Below are 19,073 nucleotides of genomic sequence, written 5' to 3' on the forward strand. Positions count from 1 at the left end.
ATTGTCTTATGTATTTTACTTACTATTTTCTAATTTACTTTTTTCTTTTGGTTTAGAAGCAATAATTATTTTCCCATCATGTGTTATAGTACCGGAACATCCATACACGGTTCTAGCGCCACCTGTTGTAGTTATAGTTCCAGAAACACATGCACGATACTGGCCAGCTTTATTTGGTACCCATGTACGCTCATTTTCTTCTGTTTTACCTAATCCGCCAGAGTAACTGAATAGATGAGAAGCATATTGGTCCCAGGTTAAATCAAGCCAACTCGTTCTATAATTAAGTTTCATAGTCAAATATACCTATGTAATAGTATCCGTATCACCATAATTCCATTGAGCTAAAAGTGAGCCTCCAGACAGTTTTTTTAGAGTTACATAGAATTCGGTGGTCCCATATGGAGTAATAACATTATCTTCTTTTTTATTGTTATCAATTTCTTCAACAATCGAAAAGGGTTCAGTACCATTTAATAGAGACTCATCAACTGTAATGTCTATTGAATTACCTTTACTTTCTGAAGATTGGGCATAGACATTATTTAGTGGTGTTGCCAATGAAAAAGCAATAGTTAAGACAACAATAAACGAAATTAATTTTTTCATAGAAACATCTCCCTTAATAAATTTATTAACAAGATAAATTGTAACATTTTTACATTGGTAAAATATACATATTTTTTTATAATATGGATTTTTTGTATTTTCAAATCCGATAGTTCGTTTTTTTTGACGACTATCAGTAGGGATTCCATAACGTAGGCAAATTAACCCGAATAATAAATAGAAGAAGGAAGTAAATGTCCCAAAGATGAATTATTAAAAGACGTGATATGATTTAGGAAAATATAAGGCATTATTAGGGGGTTAAATAAATGAGTAAAACAGTAACTTTTGCATTTAGTAGTACAGAATATGAAGATATTGAAGCGAAAGAGACCTTCACTTTTGAAAAATTAGGTATAGAAGAGGATATGGATGATAAAGCATTAAAAAAGGTAATAGATGATATATTTCATGCATGGGTTTGGGACAAACTTAATATATCTCATAGTATTGTTATCAACGAGGACAAACAAGCATAGTAGGTACAAAGGGTATTTTTGTAGGTGGATTCAGCTACCCATTTGTATATAAAAAATAATTGTAATAACTTCTGCTGATAATTCTGAATTTAAATTTGCTCTCCTAATAAATTAGGAGAGCAAAAGTTCAAGCTGACCACAATTACTAACACTGTAGCTCTGAACATGCTTCTTTAATGTTTCAGTAGCAGTTGCTGCTTTAGTTTTAACCTTCATAAAAGTATATGCTAACCGATTTGCTATAGCTTTAATAACCCTTCCATCAATACTTTGACCAAGCATTTCATACTTTCTTATTTTTTGTATATTTTCCGTGAAACTAAAACGCTCCGGAATCCCCATTATTCTCTTTATTTCATCAATTGAAAAAAATCGGAAATTCTCACCATTGTCACTTAAAACATGACTATTTGAAGCACACTGACTTGTATACCGTTTCGGAATGCATTGTATCCTTTCTGCATCCTTATCAACAAAAGTTAGATCCAAGCTTCTATCCTTCCAGGCTTCACGACTGTTAAAAGAATCCATAAATTTTCTTACACTCTTCCATTCATGCTGCACACTTGAGCGGTCAAGAAAATCTTTTAATTTTTTCCTTCTGAGTTTAGGAGCAGCTGGGAAGTCAAATGACAGGAATCTCTTTTCATCTTTAAATGCTACAGCATACGTCCTTTTCCTTGTGGCAAGGGATCCAAAATCCCATGCTTCCAGTTCTTTTTGACCCCAGAATGGATAATCATCCTTTAATAGGTTTTTTAGCGATTCCCAGGCATTACTTTTATAGTATTGAGGAACATTTTCAAAGAATAAAACTTCAGCTTTTGAGGATTGAATGATCTTTGCAGTTGCAAGGACTAAATCATTCATTACATTACCCTCTTGGAAGCCTAAACTACTATGTTCGCTGCATGGCGCTGTAATGAATGCCATATCAACTTCTGCTATATCTTGACAATCACGAAGATCACCACAGAAAACCGTCGAATTAGGAAAATTATGAAGTAATACTTCAGCCGAATCATCCTCTAATTCTATTTCTTGAACAGGGGTAAAGTAACCTGTATCTTCCAAAACGCTAGTTCCCACACCTGCTCCAGCACATATAGATAATAATTTGATCCGCTCGTTTCTCGGAGTTGGTATTGTGCTGTTTTCAAATAACTTATATTCAAGGGGACGTATAATTACCTGTCCTTTATTGCCTTGTTTATAAACATTAACTTCTATTTTTTGATTAATATCAAGAAAAGAACAATATTTATCTCCGGCAGTATCAACTAGAGGCCGTTCTTTTCCGCTTATCTTGCTCTTTCTACAAGCCACATGAACAGTATGAACATCTTCTCCATCTTCAAACGGAAAATTTTGCAATACTACCTCTTCAGTTAACTCATTTATTTTAATATACACTTCACCTTTCACCTTAAAACCGGCAGCTTCACATACAAGATGTTGAAGGAAAAGTCGAGGTTTCTCTGGCTTCCCTTTTTTTGATACGGTATATACTTTCTTTAACTTTAAATTCATTTGTTATCCCTCCAGTTTAAATTATCCCTGTAATAAAAAAGCAAGGTTCCAACAAAAGAACCTTGCCTTTATTCCTGTATTTAGATGATAGAGTCCATATCCTCTTGATAAAAAACTCTACGTTTTTCAGAATAATAACCAGGGTTTAATTTTTCCAATGCATCTCCATATGGTTCAATAACGTACAAAGGAGATACCTTAATTTCTGACTTAACTATACTATCCATAGAGTTTATAAATTTCTGTTTGGTTTGGGGTATAGGTAAGTTGGCAGCGGCCTCAATAGTTTCCTCAATCACTTGAGAGTTATAGATATCTGACCAGTAAATATCTATTAATTCTTTTACAACTTTTCCTGTGTTAGAAGGTAATTGGTTAGCACTATTTTTTAACATAATTTTTCCCCCTAATTTAAAGATTACTTACTTGGAGGCTTTACGATATTCTTCCTCCATGATCGGATCATCAAGTACATAGCCATTAAATATGATTTTTAATGCATCTTCACATGAATGATTCCTATTGATTGTCATATCTTTATACACTAATTTTAGTAGTGCATCCTTTGCTACGAGCTTCTTCATTTGCTCTTCCATGAATACTATTTCGTTATGGGTATCCATATTCTTTCCTCCCAAAAAAAAGGTTGATCTTTAGGTTCAGTCTTTCAGAAGGTTTTTGGTTCAGTGTCTCTAAACGAGCTTCAAAATTTTCCCCTGAGGCGTGATTACCTTAACGCTGACTTCACGTCGCGTACGAATTTTTGTAATCGTCGTTACACTGCCATTATCGTGCACTTTCTTTTCCTCATTCGGAATTTTTTTCACAAGCTCTAGCCCCTGTACAAGGTGATAATTATCTCCCTCTCCAATTTCTCCATTAACGGCTCCAGAGGCTAGTAGGAGAGCCAGTTGGCCAACATTTAAGGGTAGAATAGGGTTACCGCCAATCTCTAGCTGGCGTGGTTTAGAACGGTTTTTAAAGGCCTGAAACCCTTTACTGTTTCGAATCCCTTCAACAAAATCTGATTTATTTGCTAACTTGGTATAGAATGTCCTTAATTTTTCTACTCCTGCAGGAACACTCCACTTTTTATTGGCAGCAACGAAGCGGTCTACCGGTGTAACATTTTCCATCACAAATTCATCAGATTCCATTTGAATAAGGAAGTCAAACAGCTTTTGATTAAATTCCTTATGCTTACCTGTCTTTTTATTACCGATAAATATACATTGACGGAAATCATCATAATCATCATCCGAAAATCTCATCATGCCTACATTATAAAAATGTGTGGCCAAAAACCTAGCGATCCGCTTATCGGAATAACGATAAGAAGGAATCACATACATTATGAGACCTTGTTCCTTAAGATATTTGGTGTTTCTGTAAAGCTCAGTCCACTCTTTTCTGTCAGCTGATTCATCATCTATCCCTTTCATTGTGAAATCGTATGGGGGATTTAAGTATAAAAATGATACAGCTTCATTTTGATAGCGATAGGTAAGGTTTTGATCCTATCTCCACCTTTTCCCCCGCTCCACACCGTACGTGAGATTTTCACCTCATACGGCGTTCCACCTAGTTTAGAATCTAATTGGTTTTAGATTACAAGCCTTGCGATATTGGTTAACTTTCTGAATTTGCCTTGCCTTCAGATTTAGTAACATAAGGTATCGCCCAATAGTGTCTTCGTCAGAAGCGTGAATCAGTCTATGCACGTTTTTATGGATGATCCTCAGATTGTCTAAGGAATCATTACCTCCTTCTTTTCTAGGGGTAAGATGGTGACAATGAACATCATCCGCATACAAAAATTCTCCTGTAATATCACAACAACCCATTTGCATTGAATAACGTGATAGACGGTTGTCTAGGTATTCTGCGGTACCCTCAGGGATATGGGATTTCATCAATTTAAGAATTTCACCCATGATTTCGGGTTTCAATTTCTTAGAAATTAGCAATCTCCCTTTTTCCGTGAATGGTGTTAGTTCCTGTGAGAAATTCAGGTTTGTTTTGGTCTTAATAGCTTGCATAGGATAAAGGTAGATACCGTTTATTACCCATGCTCTGTATCTGGACCAGCCATAGAATTTTTTGTATGTTGGTGGTGCATTACTTGTATAAACCCGCTTTCCAACTTTTGAGAACCTATTGTATATCAGTCGGGATAATCTGTGGGACAGGTCGGTAAAGTCGTTACTAACATGAGTCGCATATTTAAAGTAGTTATGGATTCCTAAAATGAAGCTGTTCCAATTCATAAGGTTTTCTCGGGAAGGGTTTTTGCGAATATTCAAGATATGCTTTCTGGCACGTCTCAAAATTTGCTCCTTCTTTTCACTCTTTATATTACTTTTTGAAAAGTAACTGCTAGTAATTCCGTCAGTTCCTGGAGTTTTAGACCCTGAATTTGACTTGATAGTTCTATATGCTAAAAGGATGTTGTCTCGACTGGTAATTATCTCGTAAAGTTTATTAAACTTTTCACCGTTCTTACTTTTCTCATATAACTCAGAAAAGGTCGGTGTTAGTCCGTAATACTCCCACTGTCGCAATCTCGTCTGCACTGTGGCAACTCCACCTTTCTTTGAGTTGTCCCCACATTCATACTCGACCGATGCAGTTCATCTATTAAACCAGTTTTTAGTTCTATCCTAGACTTAGGCCTATCCCTCCACTATGTTTCCATAGTTTCATAGGTACTGTGGCCCTCCTTTCACGACAACGAATGCATTTCGATACAAGGTATCTTATAGCAACCTTCCCAGTAGTGACTGTTATATAGAAGTTTGTCGCTTACGACGTTCCGAATTAATTAGCTATACATATAAACTTAGGTGCTGACTCTGAGCCTGTGAGCTTAATATCCTCATAGTTGGATATATCGGTTTTCATAGTCATCTGCTTACTAGCCGACACTCACCTCGCTGTTGCGAGCAGAATACTTTCGCATTCCTATCATATAGACCCGTTCATTCGCCAGTTCGTCAGTTCTTTTTGGAACATTCTCACCATATTTATTTTGTAGCCCCCCGACTTATCATCATCCATATTCGAAGAACTTAGGTTGACTTCAGCCGACTTCGCCTGGCTTCAAACATCTCTGATTCACTATTAGTAGATGCTTGCAGGAGTCTTAGGGAAAGAGTTTCAGCTCAACATGAAGGCTTTCATTCCTCTTTATCATTAATTCAGTTGTAACTATTCCTATTACGAATAGCCCCTTCTTTTCCTAGATTTTTTCTCTAGTTATAGAAGAACGCCTCGCACAATGACCATAGATTCAATAGGTGCATTAATTGTATGGTCTAATACAGATTTTGCTTTATCCGCTCTTCCCTTATCCAACTCCACACCGTATGTAGTAATCCTACAATCCTCTTTCTGAAAGGCAGCTGATAGTTGTTTAAGGATTTCACCTTCACCGCATGTGGGATCTAGCCACACTCCGCTCCCTTCAACTTCTAATAACTGAGGGAAATACTCACCTTGTCGTTCAGGAGTGGCAAAGAAGCCAGCCCTAATTTTATTTCCTACATGACTCATTTAATAATCCTCCTAGAATATTATTCTTAGTATCTGTCCAAGTCCGAAATCCAGCCTTTTCGTAAAAGTCCTGATAAGGATCGCGAAAAGTATCTAAGTATTCTATAAGCTCATTGAGTTGGTCCCTTGATACCTCACCTTTTTTGTAATGATTCCGTAGGTGGGTCAAAGCAACCACTTTGAACATCTTATCTTTCTCTGCAAACGCACTTTGAATCGCGAAGTAAGCTAAAAAGGGAATGTACTCCTTGGCCTTTTTAAAAAACGGTTCGGTCACTGCTGAATCGAGATAACAATCTGGCAGATTCAAAAGAATTCCTCCTTCATAATTAAAAAGAAAGGGAAACACAAAACCCTTTCTTCATTTTGGAGATCTATTAATTTTCAATCCGAAGCCCTAAGATTGAACAAATGGCTTTTAAGGAGTCAGACTCCGTGATATCCATTTCTTCGAGTTTAGTAAGCTCCTGATCCTCCAAAATTTCATAAGTATCAGTATGGAGGTAAATTTCTAAATAACCTTCATCTTCCGATTCCTGAAACATAGGAAGAAATCCAAACTTTTCTCCAAAACTTACTTCTAGGTATTCTCGTATCTCCTCAGCACTAGCAGAAAATATATTAGACTCATCTAGTACACGATATTTTTTCATTCTATGCCTCCAAATTCTTTCTTAAAAAGGAAAAGCGCTCATTCACAAAGGAACGAACGCTTTATTCTCTCCAATCTTAAAATGGCCATTCCTCATGGGTTTCAACGCTACCAGGGAACGGGTCGTCATCATGGGATTGGTTATATTGATGATGATCTCCATTACTATTTTCATTGATACTTTTCTTTGTATCGAGAAAACGTACATCTTCTGCTACAACTTCCATAGTATAAATCTTCTTATTGTCTTTCATATAAGATCCAGTACGAATAGAAGCAGTAACACTAACTAAACTACCCTTGTCCAGGTATTTATAACAATTGTTAGCAGTCTTTTTAAACGTTTTTATCTGAATAAAATCAGCTTCACGTTCACCGTTTTGGTTTGTATAATTACGATTAACAGCTAATGTGAATAGGCAAACTTTCTGTTCATCACCTTTAATAATAGGCTTTTTTGTAAGTCGCCCCACTAGGTTAAGGCTATTCATTAACAATACCCCTTTTCTTTTAATGAAGTAAAATTACCGTGATGACCAATAATAATGTGATCTAATAAATCGATCCCCACTAGCTTCCCTGCCTCAGATAATCTTTTGGTGACTTCGATATCTTCCCTTGAAGGATACGGGTCTCCGCTGGGATGGTTATGACCAGCTATTATTGATGCTGCGCTGAGTTTTACTGCCTCACGAAAGATTTCTCTAGGGTGTACGATACTTGCATTTAAAGAGCCTTTAAATATTGTCTTACGCCCAATAACCACATTTTTTGAGTTAAGAAAAAGCACCTCAAAATGTTCTTGATCTAGTGTAGACATATCAGCCATATATTTAGCAGCGTCTTCTGGACTTCTGACAATATAGCATTCCTCAAACTTAAATTTGTTGAGTAGACCAGCAAGTCCAATACAGGCAATAATTCGATCCGCAGTTGTTTCGCCAATACCTTCATATTGGAGTAACTCTTCTTTAGATAAGGAAGAGAGCCTTTTTACTCCTAATGAAGACAACTGGCCGGTTACAACTGGATTTGCTTTTGGTCCAATTAATACTGCTAACAAATTTTGTAGAGAAGTATTTTCAAAACCATAAAAGCCTAGCTCCTCTTTCGCAATTGCAAAATGATTTTTCAATGTTTCCAACAACCTTTCTTAAAGTCTCTTAAATGCTTTCTTAAACTAATTGCTCTTACTCTTCGATGTCGAAGAAGTACCCTAGAATGGCTTTTTTGGTGCGCTGAATAAAAGAAGGGCTTACCTCATAATTAGTGCTCATATGATAAGTTTTCGCTCCCTTTAATCTCCACATTACTGTTTCCCCAGTTGCATTCTCGACAGCTGCAATAAACAAGAGTACCTCTTGTGTAGCAGACTTCCTATCAATAGACTTTGCTCGAAAATAGTGACGCTCTCCATTTCTAAGAACTATCTCTGCAGAAATGCGATACCTGTCATTTGAGGGTAAAAGCCTGATTTCCTTTCTACAATCCTCAATAACATCTCCTGGTTTTCCTAATAACTGTGACATTGTAACAGCCATTTTCTTTTCCACCTTTCTGGTATATTTTTTATTAAAACGCAAAAAAGCGTCCTCCAGAATGACTCTAATAAACACAGAAAAATGTGTAAAAGAATCGTTCCAAAGAACGCATACGTTTAATAAACATAGCCCGCTAACCAAAGATTGGTTGCTAAAAATAATAAAATAATAAAATGTTACAAATTTATTTTACTATTATTTGGATTTATAGGCAATATTTAATTATATAGCCCATATGATTCTTTTGGCTATTCGATACCGTTGAAATCGTGTTTCCCTACTTCCATTTTATTTAGCGATGATAGTATATCTATAGAAGTAAAAATATAGTCGATATGAAATGGTCTTGCATATTCTTTTCGAAAATAGTGGGTAGGCTGTGACTCATCACCATGCTCTTCGTTATAAAAATGATGGTATGTACTAGTTATACCCTTACTTTTCAATAGATTGACAACATCCGTGTGCGTACCAACCCTCCTGATATGATCAAAGTTCTTATTGCTGTTCCAATCCCCAGCAATAACACAGGGTTCCTTCAACAAAGTGTCATAATATTTTAGGGCTAAATATATTTGACCAATGTAACTTTCAAATTTTGTTTTTGTATTTTGTGACCATACCGCAAAGAGAATAAAATTCCGTTTTCCAGTTACCAACAACGGAATAATATAGCGGAAGTCCTTGTTATATAAAGGATGAAGTTCAATTCTATAATGTGCATTTAATGTAAATATACCAATCCCTTTATTAACTTTCTCACCAAACCAAAGGAATTGATTAACGTCCTGAAGTTTAGTTTGTCCCCATTTTTCCGGAGATTCGGATTCTGGAACAATTAAAATATCTGCATGATATGATTTTAAGTGTTCCAATTTATCTCTAAAACGCATTGCAGCATTCCAAACAATTAGTTTCATTCTGATACTCCTATATAATAATAGTATTTAAGTACTTATATTTTGGGAATCCTGGTTACTTACTTTCGATAAGAACACTTAATTTCCTTTAAGTACCCAAGAGCAAATGTAGAACGATAATAAAGTTTTTACTTTCGCTTTAATAAACAAAAGCCTCACTACATTTGATATGTAATAAGGCTCTAAGAGTTGTTAAAATTGAAGTGATTTAATAGAATATTGTTGTTTAAAAAAATATTAAAGTTGTTTCATTCTTGTACAACTAACGCACCCTATAGTTTAAGTGCAAACCTTCACAATCTAATCCTAATTATTCTCAATTAACTTTTTTTATTGCACAGACTACCACTTCCCTCAAACAAAATTACGTTAATATTCCGAAATCATTCCTTTCTCACTGTATTGTGAGAGGTGAGTAACTTGATTAAAATCCCTAATATTCCAGGTGTCTTGCGAAAAGTTAATATTACTTATACACGCATTTTTTAACTTTGTTTTACCGGAGCCAACTTTCCCATTTGATAACTGCGCCAATATAGCATTAATTACAGCTCCGTGAGCTACGAGTATAACTCTTCTACATTTGTAACTTTGAATGATTTTCTCTAATCCAATCATAACCCGTTTATTTAAGGAATTTCTGTTCTCTTGGTTTGGGTAGTTTTTATCTGGAAATGCAACAGTTCTTTCTTTTACAGTCATTCCTTCTGCATCACCATAGTCTCTCTCTAAAAAATCAGCCATTTCATAGATCGGTATATTAATTAAACTGCTGATTATTTCTGCTGATTGTTTCGCTCTCTGCAAGGGACTTGTAACTATTAAATCCCAATTAGCTGAAGCTAAAAATTTTCCGCATTCCCGCGCTTGATTAATTCCATTACTATTTAAAGGTATATCAGTTCTTCCTTGAAGTTTACCAAATGAGTTCCAATCCGTTTCACCGTGTCTTACCAAGCATATCTCGGTAATCATAATCACCTACTCTCCCCTGTTATTTTAATAAGTTGGAGTTATGTATACATATAAAATAAAATATTATAGCCTACAAAAATAAGAAAAAAAGCAATTCCAACAATCCATAGCTGAAAATAAATTGTCCACTGGAAAACACTTCGATGACTTTTAACTTGATGTACCTCTTTTGCCGCATTTATATTTGTATAAACTAGTCCCAACGAAAATAACAATGCAGAAAAGAACGGAAATAAAATAGGTGTAGCTAAAGGGAGAGTATTAACAAAGAAAAAAAGAGGAAAACCTAACCATACAAACACAGTAAGGAGACTAACAACAAAAATTGCTATAAGCAAAAATAAATCCTTCTTCATAGCTTTTCTATATATTGAAAATACTTCACCCATAGAAACACTCCTTACTTTCCAGTAAAATCCATCTAAATTATACCATATTAATTAGTTTCTATTATTTAACTAAACTACCCATTCTGCACAAAAAGAAAAGCTGCCTAAAATGACAACTCCACTCTTTGACTTATTCAAGTTGGTTCCAAGTTATTGTTTCTACATTTTTTATCTCAACGTCACCAATACTAAATAAATGTGGAATGAAAGGGAACAAACCAAATCTGTTACCTCTTTCATTTTGAATTTTGTAATATTCAAATGTTTCTCTTGGTATTCCTTTAAGTTCATTATAAATTTCAATTTCCATAACTTAATTTCGTCATCCTCTATATCTTCAGCAGGACCTCTGTATTTTTCTTTTGTGTAAAGGTAATAAGCATTGAGTTTCTCAATGGGGATTTTGAAAAAGAGTTGATCCTCTAGATCCCTTGGTACTTCCAAGATATGACTTCCCTTTAGGTGCAAATGCTTTATATTCATTGTTTCTTTCATAGTTATTAAATATAAACTCTTCTTCTTCCCAAACCATAAAATCCTCCTTTTTTATTGCCAAAAAAATTATAATTTACAAGCTTTGCGAATGCCTATTTTCTTTAAATAACCTAGTCCCAGCCCATTTAATTGAACAGTAAATAAGACTATTCTATGCAACCTTTTTTCACTTCCTTAAGTATCAAGAATGGACAACGTTTTTTTCTCAAAGCCTAAATAAAAAAACAGCATCGATACTTTCGATACTGTTTAGTTCTAGTATGAAATCAAATAAAGTCAATCAGTCTTGTTTTATACGCTTTTCTTAGCCAAGATCGTATCAGAAAATGAATTTGCCTCAAAGAATTTACCTCTGACATCCTCTTTAATAAATGTTTTCTCATAAAGCTGATTTGCTTCATTGATCATAAAATCAATGTCTTCACTTTTTGTAGAATCTAATTTAAGTGGTCTGCCGAGAGTAGGAGAAATTCTGCACAAGTTACCTCCTATTAAATAATTTGAGATGTATGTCGCTGATTTTGATTGGACTTGAAAAGCTAGTTCAATGATATTTGTCTTCCATGATAGAAAGCCGCTTTTTTTGGCGATTTCATTATTAACATTATAAATGGAATCTCCAGTCCCTAAAGAAAATACCTTGATTTGATTCAATGGAAATCCGAGCTTTTGTCCTTCTGTTATCCCGACAAGAGATGGATTGTTTGCCCAAAGCCCTCCATCAATTTTGCATTCTCCTTCACCTATTTCAGCTGCAGGAAAAAATGTCGGTGCTGCAGAAGTCGCCAGTGCCACTTCCCACATATACCTTTTTCCATCCAAAATATAGTCCCGATGATGAGGAGTTTTATAAACCTTAGGCTCAGCTTTATGATGTTCAATGGAAGGAATACAAAGCATAGTAAGAGCATCTTCGATTTTTATATCTCCAAATGTCTCTTTCAAAAGCGACAATAGCTGCTTATTGGTGTATTTCGCAGATAAAAAGCTATTGGAAAATTTATTTTTGAAAAAAATCCGCTTACCTTCTTTGATGTATAAATCAGAAATCTCTGATGCGCTTAACCCAGCAGTAAGTCCTAATGCGATTATGCCGCCTGTTGATGTGCCTGTAATTAAATCAAAATATTTATAAATGGGCTCTCCTAATTGCTGTTCAATGCGCCTTAAATATACCACTGGGAGAACCCCCTTCATTCCGCCGCCATCAATTGAAAGGATCCTAAGTTCATTTTCGTGCTTTGTCGGTATATTACCGTTTTTGTGCTGTGTCCAATCCAAATATATCTTCTCCTATTCTGAAAAATTTGGTGTAGGGCTGTGGGGAGCTTCTTTTCCCCACCAAACCCCGTCTTTTATCCACGCTTCATAAAAATACAGCCACTCGCTTGTCCAGGGAATGAGTGTGTCAGCGATTAATGTTTCCCCGTCAAAATTCTTATCGTTGGGATGGTACAAGCATAAAGATTTATCTGAATAACGATGTGGGGCAAAGGAGATGATCTCAGGTTCTAGAATAAATACTTTTGACTGATAAGGATGATACTCAATTTTTACGGTGTAACGTTTTGAATCCTGTGTTGGCTGCAAATAGCCAATCCAATAAATCGCTTTTCCATCTTTTATTAACTGAAAATCTGGAAATTTGCGTTTGATGTGAAAATCCTGCATCCCTAGATTCAAGGACTTAGGGTTTTTTGGTGGCTTTGGCGGCAGTCTCGTCATTTTGTGTCTGTTCCATAAAATCTATGGTCTTTTATCGGTATGCCACTGTCTTTATTTAGTACACCTGTAGAGCTGACGAAAGCAGAGCCTTTTTGGATGGTGTTTGCCATAGCTTTTGCTTCACCCAGTTCTGAAGGAAAATAGTTCTTCCCAAAGATATCTTGCCATTTTTCAATTGATTTATCTTTATCCGATTCATCTAATGCTTCCTTGCAGCTTTCTTTTAGGCTTTTAAGTTTATTTAAATAGCGCTGAGCTTTAAGCTTTGTCCAGTTTCTTGCCAGGTTTTCATCCTGTAAGGAAGGGTTTCTCACAAATGGAACGTCATCATCTTCTGACAGCCAAAACAGAAGGTCATCGATATCCTGAATCATAATATCCAGAGTTTCTACAAGTGTTTCAGCAATGGAAGGTTTTTTTGTAAAAGCATTTCCAGCGAGCGTGGTCAGAAGAATGGACTTTGGAGCTGTATCTTTTCCAACATTGTCATCCCGCCAATGTTTTAATATCTTCACAACCTGTGAGAAGTAGTGATCTGACTCTTTATTTATATCGTTACACCAATCTTTAAATCCTGATGGGTTGGTTTTGGTCCACTCTTTTTCTTTTTTCGAGGGAATCTTGATGCAGGAATCAAATTCAAATGCTGGCACAACATCTACGTGGAATTCCTTAGCGTACTCTATTCTTACACATCGGTCTTTTACTTTTACGCGGTCTTCAAATTCTTTGTGGCTTTTAATCCGAACTTTAATATGATGCAAAATGTCTTTTGGGTCAGCTTCTTCGTCAATATCCATAACTAAAACGACATCCACATCAAATTCTTCGCCTGATTTTGGTCTGACGCCAGTGTCTGTGCTGTAAGACCCTTGGGTGTAATAATCAACGAAGATATCTTTAATCTCATCGTCATCCTTGAATTTTTTCTCCCAATTACGTACAGCACTTTCAATCTTTTCAATACGAGTTGGGTTCAGTGAAATGTTAGCCACAAATTGCTTAAAATGATCATTCAACTTCAAAAAATCTTCTCCTTTTCCAAAATATGTACTTCATTAAGGATATTATACTATGACATTTCTAATATATCAATATATAGTACAGAATATTTGTTCTTATACGTATATATAGTATGTTTTTAGTCGGGACAATCTTTTTTCTAAATAAAAAACGAGAGCACATGATCTCGTTTTAATGCATACCGACCGGTCTTCTATCTCTATTATTTATCTCATTTTGTCTTTAAAGTAAACCAAAGAACGGTTACAATACCACCAATTCCACCGCCAATAAAAGGTAAAAATACTTGAAAGAAAAGAATACGGTAAATGCTTGATGGTATTTCTTTAGGGGGTTGGATTACATAAAAATGCGTTAATCCTTCTTAAGGTTAAATATGATATAATTAAAAAAATGCCAAACCCTTATATAACATGGGTTTGAACACCTTCTTAACAAAATTTTTGAAAGTGTTTTTTGCGTCATACGTATATTCGTTCGTACACCGGAGGTGGGAACCTCCTCTATTATTTTTAAGTGAGGTGTCCCTCTTGGCAATAACAAAACAACATGAGTATTATGAAAAGCGCTTAGAAGTCCTTTTAAAAGAAATGCCAGAGTTCGTCGAAAAATATGTTGATGACAAATTAGACATTCGCTCCCCTCTAACCCTTTTTAATTATGTTAGAGATTTTAAGGAGTTTTTCGGCTGGTTAATTGCTGAAGGAATCGACACATGCGATTCAATTAAGGATATATCCGTTGGTACATTAGAGTTCCTTTCGCTTGACGATGCTAATAACTACTTTAAGTTTATATCCAGGAAAAAGTACAAGGTTTCTAAAAAGGACAATGAGACGAAGAAAATAGACACAAAGACGGTAAATCGGCATAAATCATCCCTTAGATCATTATTTAAATACCTGACAGTTGAAGCTGAGGTCTCTGCTGGAAAGCCATATTTTGAAAGAAATGTGATGGAGAAGATTCCGATTAAGAAGGTATCAGAGACATTGAATGAACGGGCAAAGAAAATTACAGATAAGATTTTTATTGAGGACAAGGATGTAGATTTTCTAGAATATGTTCAAAATGAGTATGCAGCTTCCCTATCCCCTGCTCAAATGAGGTATTTCAAGCGGGACAAAGAAAGAGATTTCGCAATCCTTTCTCTATTTTTGGGTAGTGGAATTCGTGTAAATGAACTTACAAATTTGAGAATTAAGGATATAGACTTTAGTGCTAAAGAGATTAGCGTTATTAGAAAAGGAGGGAAAAAAGATACTGTATCTATTACTCCATCCTCTCTTGAAGATGTCGAGGCATATTTAGAGGTTAGAAAAGAAAAATATAAAGCTGGCGACGGTGAAAATGAATATATTTTTGTGAAAAACTTAAAGGGTACTCCACAACCGCTTACAAACCGTGCAGTTGAAGATATCGTTTATAAATACACTAAGTCTTTTGATAAGCGTATGTCCCCACATAAACTTAGACATACGTATGCGACTAATTTAGCGGAGCAAACCGGCGGTGACATCCCTTTAATCATGAATCAGTTAGGCCACACTCAATCTGATATTTCTCTTTTGTATATAAACACAACAAGGGAAAAACAAAGGTTAGCTTCAGAGTTGTTGGATAAGCGAAGAAAGAACAAATAGATATCCATTTTGGGGATTAAATAATGTAAACTAGTCAAACGATGGAGATATTCCTACTAGTGTGAAAAAAGCCTCATAAAATACAAAATGTATTTATGGGGCTTTTTTTTCTTTTTTTAAATTATTCTGGTTGGCAGCAGAGCTCACCTTCACCTTTTTCAAGAGAAGATTTTAAACTGCTTAATACACCGGACCAGGCCATCTCATGCCATTTATATGCTTGATCCCACTCTTCTCCATTTTTCCAACCAGTGTGGTTTACTTTTACTTCTGTTGTATTTTCATCAACTTCTTTGAAGCTTACTTGTACCAGTGTCAATTCACCATGGTTCATAAATTCATCGAATTGATCAGGACCCTTCCATTGAAAGTTTAATTCTTGTTGAGGAATGAGTTTCTCTATTTTACAACCTTTTGTACACATACCAGTAGTGTTACCTGGTTCAAAGTAAAGTTCAAATGCTCCGCCTTCTTTAGGTTCTACGATTGCATCACTGGCAAACCACTTAGAAACACGATCTGATATAGTCCATGCATGCCAAACCAAAGATAATGGTGCATTAATTACAACATCTTTTGATAGAACCTTATTTTGAGATGTAGTAGACAAAAAAATCCCTCCTAATGGTAGATAAACACTAACTTATTTTACCATTTCAGGAGGGAGGTTGCTATAAAGAATTTTTAGAATTTTACAAAAGGTACTATTTTACTACGATAATCAATGTTGGTGATTATGCTGATGTCCTGCTTCTTTTTCTTCTTCGGAATGGCCTTTGCAGAAGTCTCCAATGTGTGTCTTTACCTTTTTTAAATAAGCAACCGGTTCGCCATCCGGATCTTCCACATTAAACAATGGAATTCTGACATTACCTGTGCCTCCTCCCTGTCCAACTGGAGGGACATGAGTAATTGTATGCTTTAATTCGATAGGCTCTTTATTGAACGCGGTTAATCCCAAATCTGGTAGATTAAACTTTGCAAAGTTATTCATTTCACACAATTTTGCGCCACCTGTTGGGATATCTGTAAAGGCTGTCCCCTTCTGGACTCTTCCTTGCGACTGTTGAAATTCATTATTTGTAGAAACTTCAACTCTACCAAGTCTTTCACTAACACCTTTTACATCTAATTTTTTCATTTTAATGTCGATTTCTGCTTCATTCCAATCGGAAGAAGTTGGATGCTGCCTTTCAATCTGATAAGTTCCTTTCAGCTCAATGGTTTCTTCTCCTACACCTGGAACCTCGATTGTATCCCATGCCATAAATTCCAGAAGATCTTCACCACCAACTGGCATACTGAAAGGCTTCAATTCTGAAATGTTTTTCGCTGAAGAGCAGCACCCATCTGGAGCACCATTATTGCTTTTAATTTGCTGCAGATCCACGCCAGAAATATCTGCAAGAGACTGTACAAAATCATCCCATCCTACTACAGGTTCAACGTTTGGATGTTCTCCAGTAACAATACACCAAGGAACAACTTTTTTAATTAGATCTTGAGGATTCTCTGTATCAATTACAAGTGTTGCTGCTCTATTTCCGGCATTAACATACCCTACTTCAACATCTTTAGTGAATTCTACAAGCGAAGTAATGAGCTGAGTGGCTTCTTGAGAATTAAGTGTGTGACCAACAAAAGGAGTCATTGTTAAGTGAAGAGTGTATTTCATTTTTCATTCCTCCAAATAAAGATTTTTGTACCAATCGCGATTTGGTAATTTAAGTTTATCAACTGGATAAAACCTTTGTTTCTTCAAAATTGCTATCTTTCATGATTTCAATAATTTTTTCATATATATGTGGTAAAGATGCAAGTAGAGGAGGATCTGTCTCCTGTTCAGAACGCAATTCCAAACCGTACTCTAGAGATATTTTTTGCTTCTTAGTTATCTGTATGGATTTAAAGTATCCAGCTCTTAAAAAGTTTTGGGAAGCTAGAACACTATCAGCAAGAACTTGATGATTAAACCCAGCTGCAAATATATAGTAATTCCCGATCGGTAAATCTTGAAGTAAGAACTCTGTATTTGAATCTGTATTAATTACACAGCATGAAGAAGGTATACCTGAAGGAAGTGCTGAAGTGAAGGCACCTAAGAAAATAGTTCCTGAGAAATTCTCAGGAACTATTATTTGACCTTGAACGCTTCCATAACGACCTTCCCCATAACTAATACCTTCGAAGGAAGAAGACTTATTGTCCTTTTTCTTTCTAAAGTTATTAGGAGAAACAGCTACCTCTTTAGAGAATTTGGAAGTGAAAGTACCTAAGCTGTTATAGCCTACTTCAAAACAGATATCCGTTGAGGTCCAATCAGACTCCAATAATAGCTTTTTACTTTCAATTAATCTAAGAGCCATTAAATACTTTTTTGGAGGGATACCTACCATTTGTTTAAACACTCTATTAAAATGCCATGGACTTAAATTAGCAGATTCTGCAATTCGTGTGAGGTCTAAACTATCATCATAGAAATTCTCTTTCATATTTCTAATACTATGAGTTATTGCTTCTGTTTTTGGGTTGGTTATAGAAGTGGAATTCAAGGTTTATCATCCTTCTTTATTAAAATTTAACGGCACAAGTACATTTCATATTTGCTCGTACTTTCTTGGAAGGAAACATATGTGTCAGCATCGCGATAACCATCGGAACAGTCACGATGGAGTTATAGAATAAATGTAACTCTACTCTTGGGATGATTAATTGCAGAACACTAGTAGGACTATCATATCCAAAGAAACTAATGCCAGTAATAGCTTGGAACGATAGTAAACTATGTTCAACCACATGCCAGGCTTGTATGGTTAGCGATAAAATCCACCAACTTTTTGAAAGTCCCATAAATCCTTTTCTTAATATGATTAAACCGATAATCATTAACCAGGCATACCCAGTATGCAGCCACTCAGATTTTACTAACCAAGGGGCATACATTCCTAAAAATCCATTTGCGTGATGAGTCTCCATATGAAAGGAGTGTATTTGAACGACTTGAAAAATATGTTCTAGCCAATGTCCCAAAACAATAATTGCATAGAGATAAAGAGATCGCTTATGCCAATCCGTATTGCATTTTTCAATGAAATTTTTCATTATTTTTTCACCTCGAATTTTTTTAAAGCCTTGTAAAAAGTGTCAGGGACCGCAATAGGCGTTAAGGTGCCATTATCCTGTTTCTGCAAACACGCAATCTCTTGTTCTCCCCTGCAGACCAATTCCGTAAGTTTAGAATTCTCGTCCATCTTCCAATACTCAAATTTCATTTTTACCTTATTGTGAAATGTACCACCTGAGTACATACGAATCTGTACACGATCAAAGGCAAATAGTTCTGATAAATATTCACAAGAAACCTTGGTAGTGACTAGATACAAGCCTTCACTCAGCCGCTTTAAAACATCTGGAGAATACTCTTTAAGAAACATCTCCCGACATTTGCCCTGCCAACGAACATAATTGGCATAATACACATTTCCAACTAAGTTCGTTTCCTCAAAACTAACAATATGTTCAAGATTGAAAGAGTTCATA

Annotated in this window: 27 protein-coding genes and 1 pseudogene; 2 read left to right on the forward strand and 26 right to left on the reverse strand. The window is 35.6% G+C overall.

The features are described from left to right. Positions 1 to 15 precede the first annotated feature (15 nt). Positions 16 to 294, reverse strand: a complete 279-nt coding sequence (locus AC3WTL_RS22600; protein WP_492370084.1) for a hypothetical protein — start codon at positions 292 to 294, stop codon at positions 16 to 18. Between the two features lie 12 nt (positions 295 to 306). Continuing rightward, the gene (locus AC3WTL_RS22605) at positions 307 to 609 is read right to left on the reverse strand and encodes a hypothetical protein (protein WP_492370085.1); all 303 of its coding nucleotides are present in this window, start codon (positions 607 to 609) and stop codon (positions 307 to 309) included. Positions 610 to 878: 269 nt separating this feature from the next. On the opposite strand from AC3WTL_RS22605, the gene AC3WTL_RS22610 reads away from it, so the two are divergent. Then, positions 879 to 1,088: a hypothetical protein gene (locus AC3WTL_RS22610; RefSeq protein ID WP_492370086.1), complete on the forward strand. Its 210-nt coding sequence runs from the start codon at positions 879 to 881 to the stop codon at positions 1,086 to 1,088. Between the two features lie 111 nt (positions 1,089 to 1,199). Here the strand turns inward: AC3WTL_RS22610 and AC3WTL_RS22615 are convergent, their stop codons facing one another. The 19 genes and pseudogenes from AC3WTL_RS22615 to AC3WTL_RS22705 form a co-directional block, all read right to left on the reverse strand. Next, on the reverse strand, positions 1,200 to 2,618 hold the full coding sequence (locus tag AC3WTL_RS22615; RefSeq protein ID WP_492370087.1) for a DNA cytosine methyltransferase: 1,419 nt from the start codon (positions 2,616 to 2,618) through the stop codon (positions 1,200 to 1,202). A gap of 80 nt (positions 2,619 to 2,698) precedes the next feature. Next, positions 2,699 to 3,013, reverse strand: coding sequence for a hypothetical protein (locus AC3WTL_RS22620; protein WP_492370088.1), 315 nt, complete (start codon positions 3,011 to 3,013; stop codon positions 2,699 to 2,701). A 27-nt stretch (positions 3,014 to 3,040) separates the two neighbouring features. Then, positions 3,041 to 3,241, reverse strand: coding sequence for a hypothetical protein (locus AC3WTL_RS22625; RefSeq protein ID WP_251170973.1), 201 nt, complete (start codon positions 3,239 to 3,241; stop codon positions 3,041 to 3,043). 69 nt (positions 3,242 to 3,310) lie between these two features. Beyond that, positions 3,311 to 4,105: pseudogene (locus AC3WTL_RS22630) on the reverse strand (DUF6094 domain-containing protein); the annotation flags it as partial. Positions 4,106 to 4,204: 99 nt separating this feature from the next. Next, the gene (locus AC3WTL_RS22635; protein WP_492370089.1) at positions 4,205 to 5,191 is read right to left on the reverse strand and encodes an HNH endonuclease signature motif containing protein; all 987 of its coding nucleotides are present in this window, start codon (positions 5,189 to 5,191) and stop codon (positions 4,205 to 4,207) included. Positions 5,192 to 5,873: 682 nt separating this feature from the next. Continuing rightward, on the reverse strand, positions 5,874 to 6,170 hold the full coding sequence (locus AC3WTL_RS22640; RefSeq protein WP_492370090.1) for a DUF6094 domain-containing protein: 297 nt from the start codon (positions 6,168 to 6,170) through the stop codon (positions 5,874 to 5,876). Continuing rightward, positions 6,151 to 6,480, reverse strand: coding sequence for a hypothetical protein (locus tag AC3WTL_RS22645; RefSeq protein ID WP_019379596.1), 330 nt, complete (start codon positions 6,478 to 6,480; stop codon positions 6,151 to 6,153). Before AC3WTL_RS22645 ends, AC3WTL_RS22640 begins: the two co-directional genes overlap by 20 nt. A 67-nt stretch (positions 6,481 to 6,547) precedes the next feature. After that, positions 6,548 to 6,823: a hypothetical protein gene (locus AC3WTL_RS22650; RefSeq protein ID WP_009336504.1), complete on the reverse strand. Its 276-nt coding sequence runs from the start codon at positions 6,821 to 6,823 to the stop codon at positions 6,548 to 6,550. 76 nt (positions 6,824 to 6,899) lie between these two features. Continuing rightward, positions 6,900 to 7,313 carry a single-stranded DNA-binding protein gene (locus tag AC3WTL_RS22655; protein ID WP_019379597.1) on the reverse strand — a complete coding sequence of 138 codons (414 nt, stop codon included), beginning with the start codon at positions 7,311 to 7,313 and terminating at the stop codon, positions 6,900 to 6,902. Beyond that, complete coding sequence (gene radC / locus AC3WTL_RS22660) at positions 7,313 to 7,969, reverse strand: RadC family protein (RefSeq protein WP_019379598.1); 657 nt, start codon at positions 7,967 to 7,969, stop codon at positions 7,313 to 7,315. Before radC ends, AC3WTL_RS22655 begins: the two co-directional genes overlap by 1 nt. Positions 7,970 to 8,012: 43 nt before the next feature. After that, positions 8,013 to 8,363: a DUF6018 family natural product bioysynthesis protein gene (locus AC3WTL_RS22665; RefSeq protein WP_492370091.1), complete on the reverse strand. Its 351-nt coding sequence runs from the start codon at positions 8,361 to 8,363 to the stop codon at positions 8,013 to 8,015. Between the two features lie 248 nt (positions 8,364 to 8,611). Then, positions 8,612 to 9,283: an endonuclease/exonuclease/phosphatase family protein gene (locus AC3WTL_RS22670; protein ID WP_492370092.1), complete on the reverse strand. Its 672-nt coding sequence runs from the start codon at positions 9,281 to 9,283 to the stop codon at positions 8,612 to 8,614. 369 nt (positions 9,284 to 9,652) lie between these two features. Beyond that, positions 9,653 to 10,255, reverse strand: a complete 603-nt coding sequence (locus AC3WTL_RS22675) for a histidine phosphatase family protein (RefSeq protein ID WP_034298169.1) — start codon at positions 10,253 to 10,255, stop codon at positions 9,653 to 9,655. 41 nt (positions 10,256 to 10,296) lie between these two features. Beyond that, complete coding sequence (locus AC3WTL_RS22680) at positions 10,297 to 10,647, reverse strand: hypothetical protein (RefSeq protein ID WP_034298165.1); 351 nt, start codon at positions 10,645 to 10,647, stop codon at positions 10,297 to 10,299. 130 nt (positions 10,648 to 10,777) lie between these two features. Continuing rightward, complete coding sequence (locus AC3WTL_RS22685) at positions 10,778 to 10,957, reverse strand: hypothetical protein (RefSeq protein ID WP_009336711.1); 180 nt, start codon at positions 10,955 to 10,957, stop codon at positions 10,778 to 10,780. A gap of 81 nt (positions 10,958 to 11,038) precedes the next feature. Continuing rightward, positions 11,039 to 11,179 (reverse strand): hypothetical protein, encoded by a 141-nt coding sequence (locus AC3WTL_RS22690; protein ID WP_157380308.1) that lies wholly within the window; start codon positions 11,177 to 11,179, stop codon positions 11,039 to 11,041. Between the two features lie 254 nt (positions 11,180 to 11,433). Beyond that, positions 11,434 to 12,423 (reverse strand): CBASS cGAMP-activated phospholipase, encoded by a 990-nt coding sequence (locus tag AC3WTL_RS22695; protein WP_009336715.1) that lies wholly within the window; start codon positions 12,421 to 12,423, stop codon positions 11,434 to 11,436. Positions 12,424 to 12,435: 12 nt separating this feature from the next. Beyond that, complete coding sequence (locus AC3WTL_RS22700; RefSeq protein ID WP_009336717.1) at positions 12,436 to 12,867, reverse strand: type II CBASS E2 protein; 432 nt, start codon at positions 12,865 to 12,867, stop codon at positions 12,436 to 12,438. Then, positions 12,864 to 13,892 carry an SMODS domain-containing nucleotidyltransferase gene (locus AC3WTL_RS22705; protein ID WP_198286758.1) on the reverse strand — a complete coding sequence of 343 codons (1,029 nt, stop codon included), beginning with the start codon at positions 13,890 to 13,892 and terminating at the stop codon, positions 12,864 to 12,866. The genes AC3WTL_RS22700 and AC3WTL_RS22705 overlap by 4 nt, the downstream gene beginning before the upstream one ends. A 519-nt stretch (positions 13,893 to 14,411) precedes the next feature. On the opposite strand from AC3WTL_RS22705, the gene xerS reads away from it, so the two are divergent. After that, on the forward strand, positions 14,412 to 15,533 hold the full coding sequence (gene xerS, locus AC3WTL_RS22710; protein WP_445293110.1) for a tyrosine recombinase XerS: 1,122 nt from the start codon (positions 14,412 to 14,414) through the stop codon (positions 15,531 to 15,533). A gap of 121 nt (positions 15,534 to 15,654) precedes the next feature. Here xerS and AC3WTL_RS22715 read toward each other — a convergent pair whose 3' ends face one another. The 5 genes from AC3WTL_RS22715 to AC3WTL_RS22735 form a co-directional block, all read right to left on the reverse strand. Next, positions 15,655 to 16,143, reverse strand: coding sequence for an SRPBCC family protein (locus AC3WTL_RS22715; RefSeq protein ID WP_009336721.1), 489 nt, complete (start codon positions 16,141 to 16,143; stop codon positions 15,655 to 15,657). Between the two features lie 111 nt (positions 16,144 to 16,254). Continuing rightward, complete coding sequence (locus AC3WTL_RS22720) at positions 16,255 to 17,208, reverse strand: DUF6073 family protein (protein WP_034298167.1); 954 nt, start codon at positions 17,206 to 17,208, stop codon at positions 16,255 to 16,257. A 58-nt stretch (positions 17,209 to 17,266) separates the two neighbouring features. After that, positions 17,267 to 18,085 carry a helix-turn-helix domain-containing protein gene (locus AC3WTL_RS22725; protein WP_050807857.1) on the reverse strand — a complete coding sequence of 273 codons (819 nt, stop codon included), beginning with the start codon at positions 18,083 to 18,085 and terminating at the stop codon, positions 17,267 to 17,269. 19 nt (positions 18,086 to 18,104) lie between these two features. Beyond that, entirely contained in the window at positions 18,105 to 18,635 is a 531-nt protein-coding gene (locus AC3WTL_RS22730; protein ID WP_009336724.1) for a hypothetical protein, read from the reverse strand. Then, positions 18,635 to 19,072, reverse strand: coding sequence for an acyl-CoA thioesterase (locus tag AC3WTL_RS22735; RefSeq protein WP_009336725.1), 438 nt, complete (start codon positions 19,070 to 19,072; stop codon positions 18,635 to 18,637). The genes AC3WTL_RS22730 and AC3WTL_RS22735 overlap by 1 nt, the downstream gene beginning before the upstream one ends. Position 19,073: the final 1 nt, after the last annotated feature.

It is taken from the genome of Cytobacillus sp. EB106-05-05-XG126 (assembly GCF_058791715.1).

Coding starts and splice junctions, on each gene's coding strand:
- AC3WTL_RS22600 (WP_492370084.1), bottom strand. CDS start 294: ATGAAACTTAATTATAGAACGAGTTGGCTTGATTTAACCTGGGACCAA.
- AC3WTL_RS22605 (WP_492370085.1), bottom strand. CDS start 609: ATGAAAAAATTAATTTCGTTTATTGTTGTCTTAACTATTGCTTTTTCA.
- AC3WTL_RS22610 (WP_492370086.1), top strand. CDS start 879: ATGAGTAAAACAGTAACTTTTGCATTTAGTAGTACAGAATATGAAGAT.
- AC3WTL_RS22615 (WP_492370087.1), bottom strand. CDS start 2,618: ATGAATTTAAAGTTAAAGAAAGTATATACCGTATCAAAAAAAGGGAAG.
- AC3WTL_RS22620 (WP_492370088.1), bottom strand. CDS start 3,013: ATGTTAAAAAATAGTGCTAACCAATTACCTTCTAACACAGGAAAAGTT.
- AC3WTL_RS22625 (WP_251170973.1), bottom strand. CDS start 3,241: ATGGATACCCATAACGAAATAGTATTCATGGAAGAGCAAATGAAGAAG.
- AC3WTL_RS22640 (WP_492370090.1), bottom strand. CDS start 6,170: ATGAGTCATGTAGGAAATAAAATTAGGGCTGGCTTCTTTGCCACTCCT.
- AC3WTL_RS22650 (WP_009336504.1), bottom strand. CDS start 6,823: ATGAAAAAATATCGTGTACTAGATGAGTCTAATATATTTTCTGCTAGT.
- AC3WTL_RS22655 (WP_019379597.1), bottom strand. CDS start 7,313: ATGAATAGCCTTAACCTAGTGGGGCGACTTACAAAAAAGCCTATTATT.
- AC3WTL_RS22665 (WP_492370091.1), bottom strand. CDS start 8,363: ATGGCTGTTACAATGTCACAGTTATTAGGAAAACCAGGAGATGTTATT.
- AC3WTL_RS22670 (WP_492370092.1), bottom strand. CDS start 9,283: ATGAAACTAATTGTTTGGAATGCTGCAATGCGTTTTAGAGATAAATTG.
- AC3WTL_RS22680 (WP_034298165.1), bottom strand. CDS start 10,647: ATGGGTGAAGTATTTTCAATATATAGAAAAGCTATGAAGAAGGATTTA.
- AC3WTL_RS22685 (WP_009336711.1), bottom strand. CDS start 10,957: ATGGAAATTGAAATTTATAATGAACTTAAAGGAATACCAAGAGAAACA.
- AC3WTL_RS22690 (WP_157380308.1), bottom strand. CDS start 11,179: ATGGTTTGGGAAGAAGAAGAGTTTATATTTAATAACTATGAAAGAAAC.
- AC3WTL_RS22700 (WP_009336717.1), bottom strand. CDS start 12,867: ATGACGAGACTGCCGCCAAAGCCACCAAAAAACCCTAAGTCCTTGAAT.
- AC3WTL_RS22720 (WP_034298167.1), bottom strand. CDS start 17,208: ATGAAATACACTCTTCACTTAACAATGACTCCTTTTGTTGGTCACACA.
- AC3WTL_RS22730 (WP_009336724.1), bottom strand. CDS start 18,635: ATGAAAAATTTCATTGAAAAATGCAATACGGATTGGCATAAGCGATCT.
- AC3WTL_RS22735 (WP_009336725.1), bottom strand. CDS start 19,072: ATGAACTCTTTCAATCTTGAACATATTGTTAGTTTTGAGGAAACGAAC.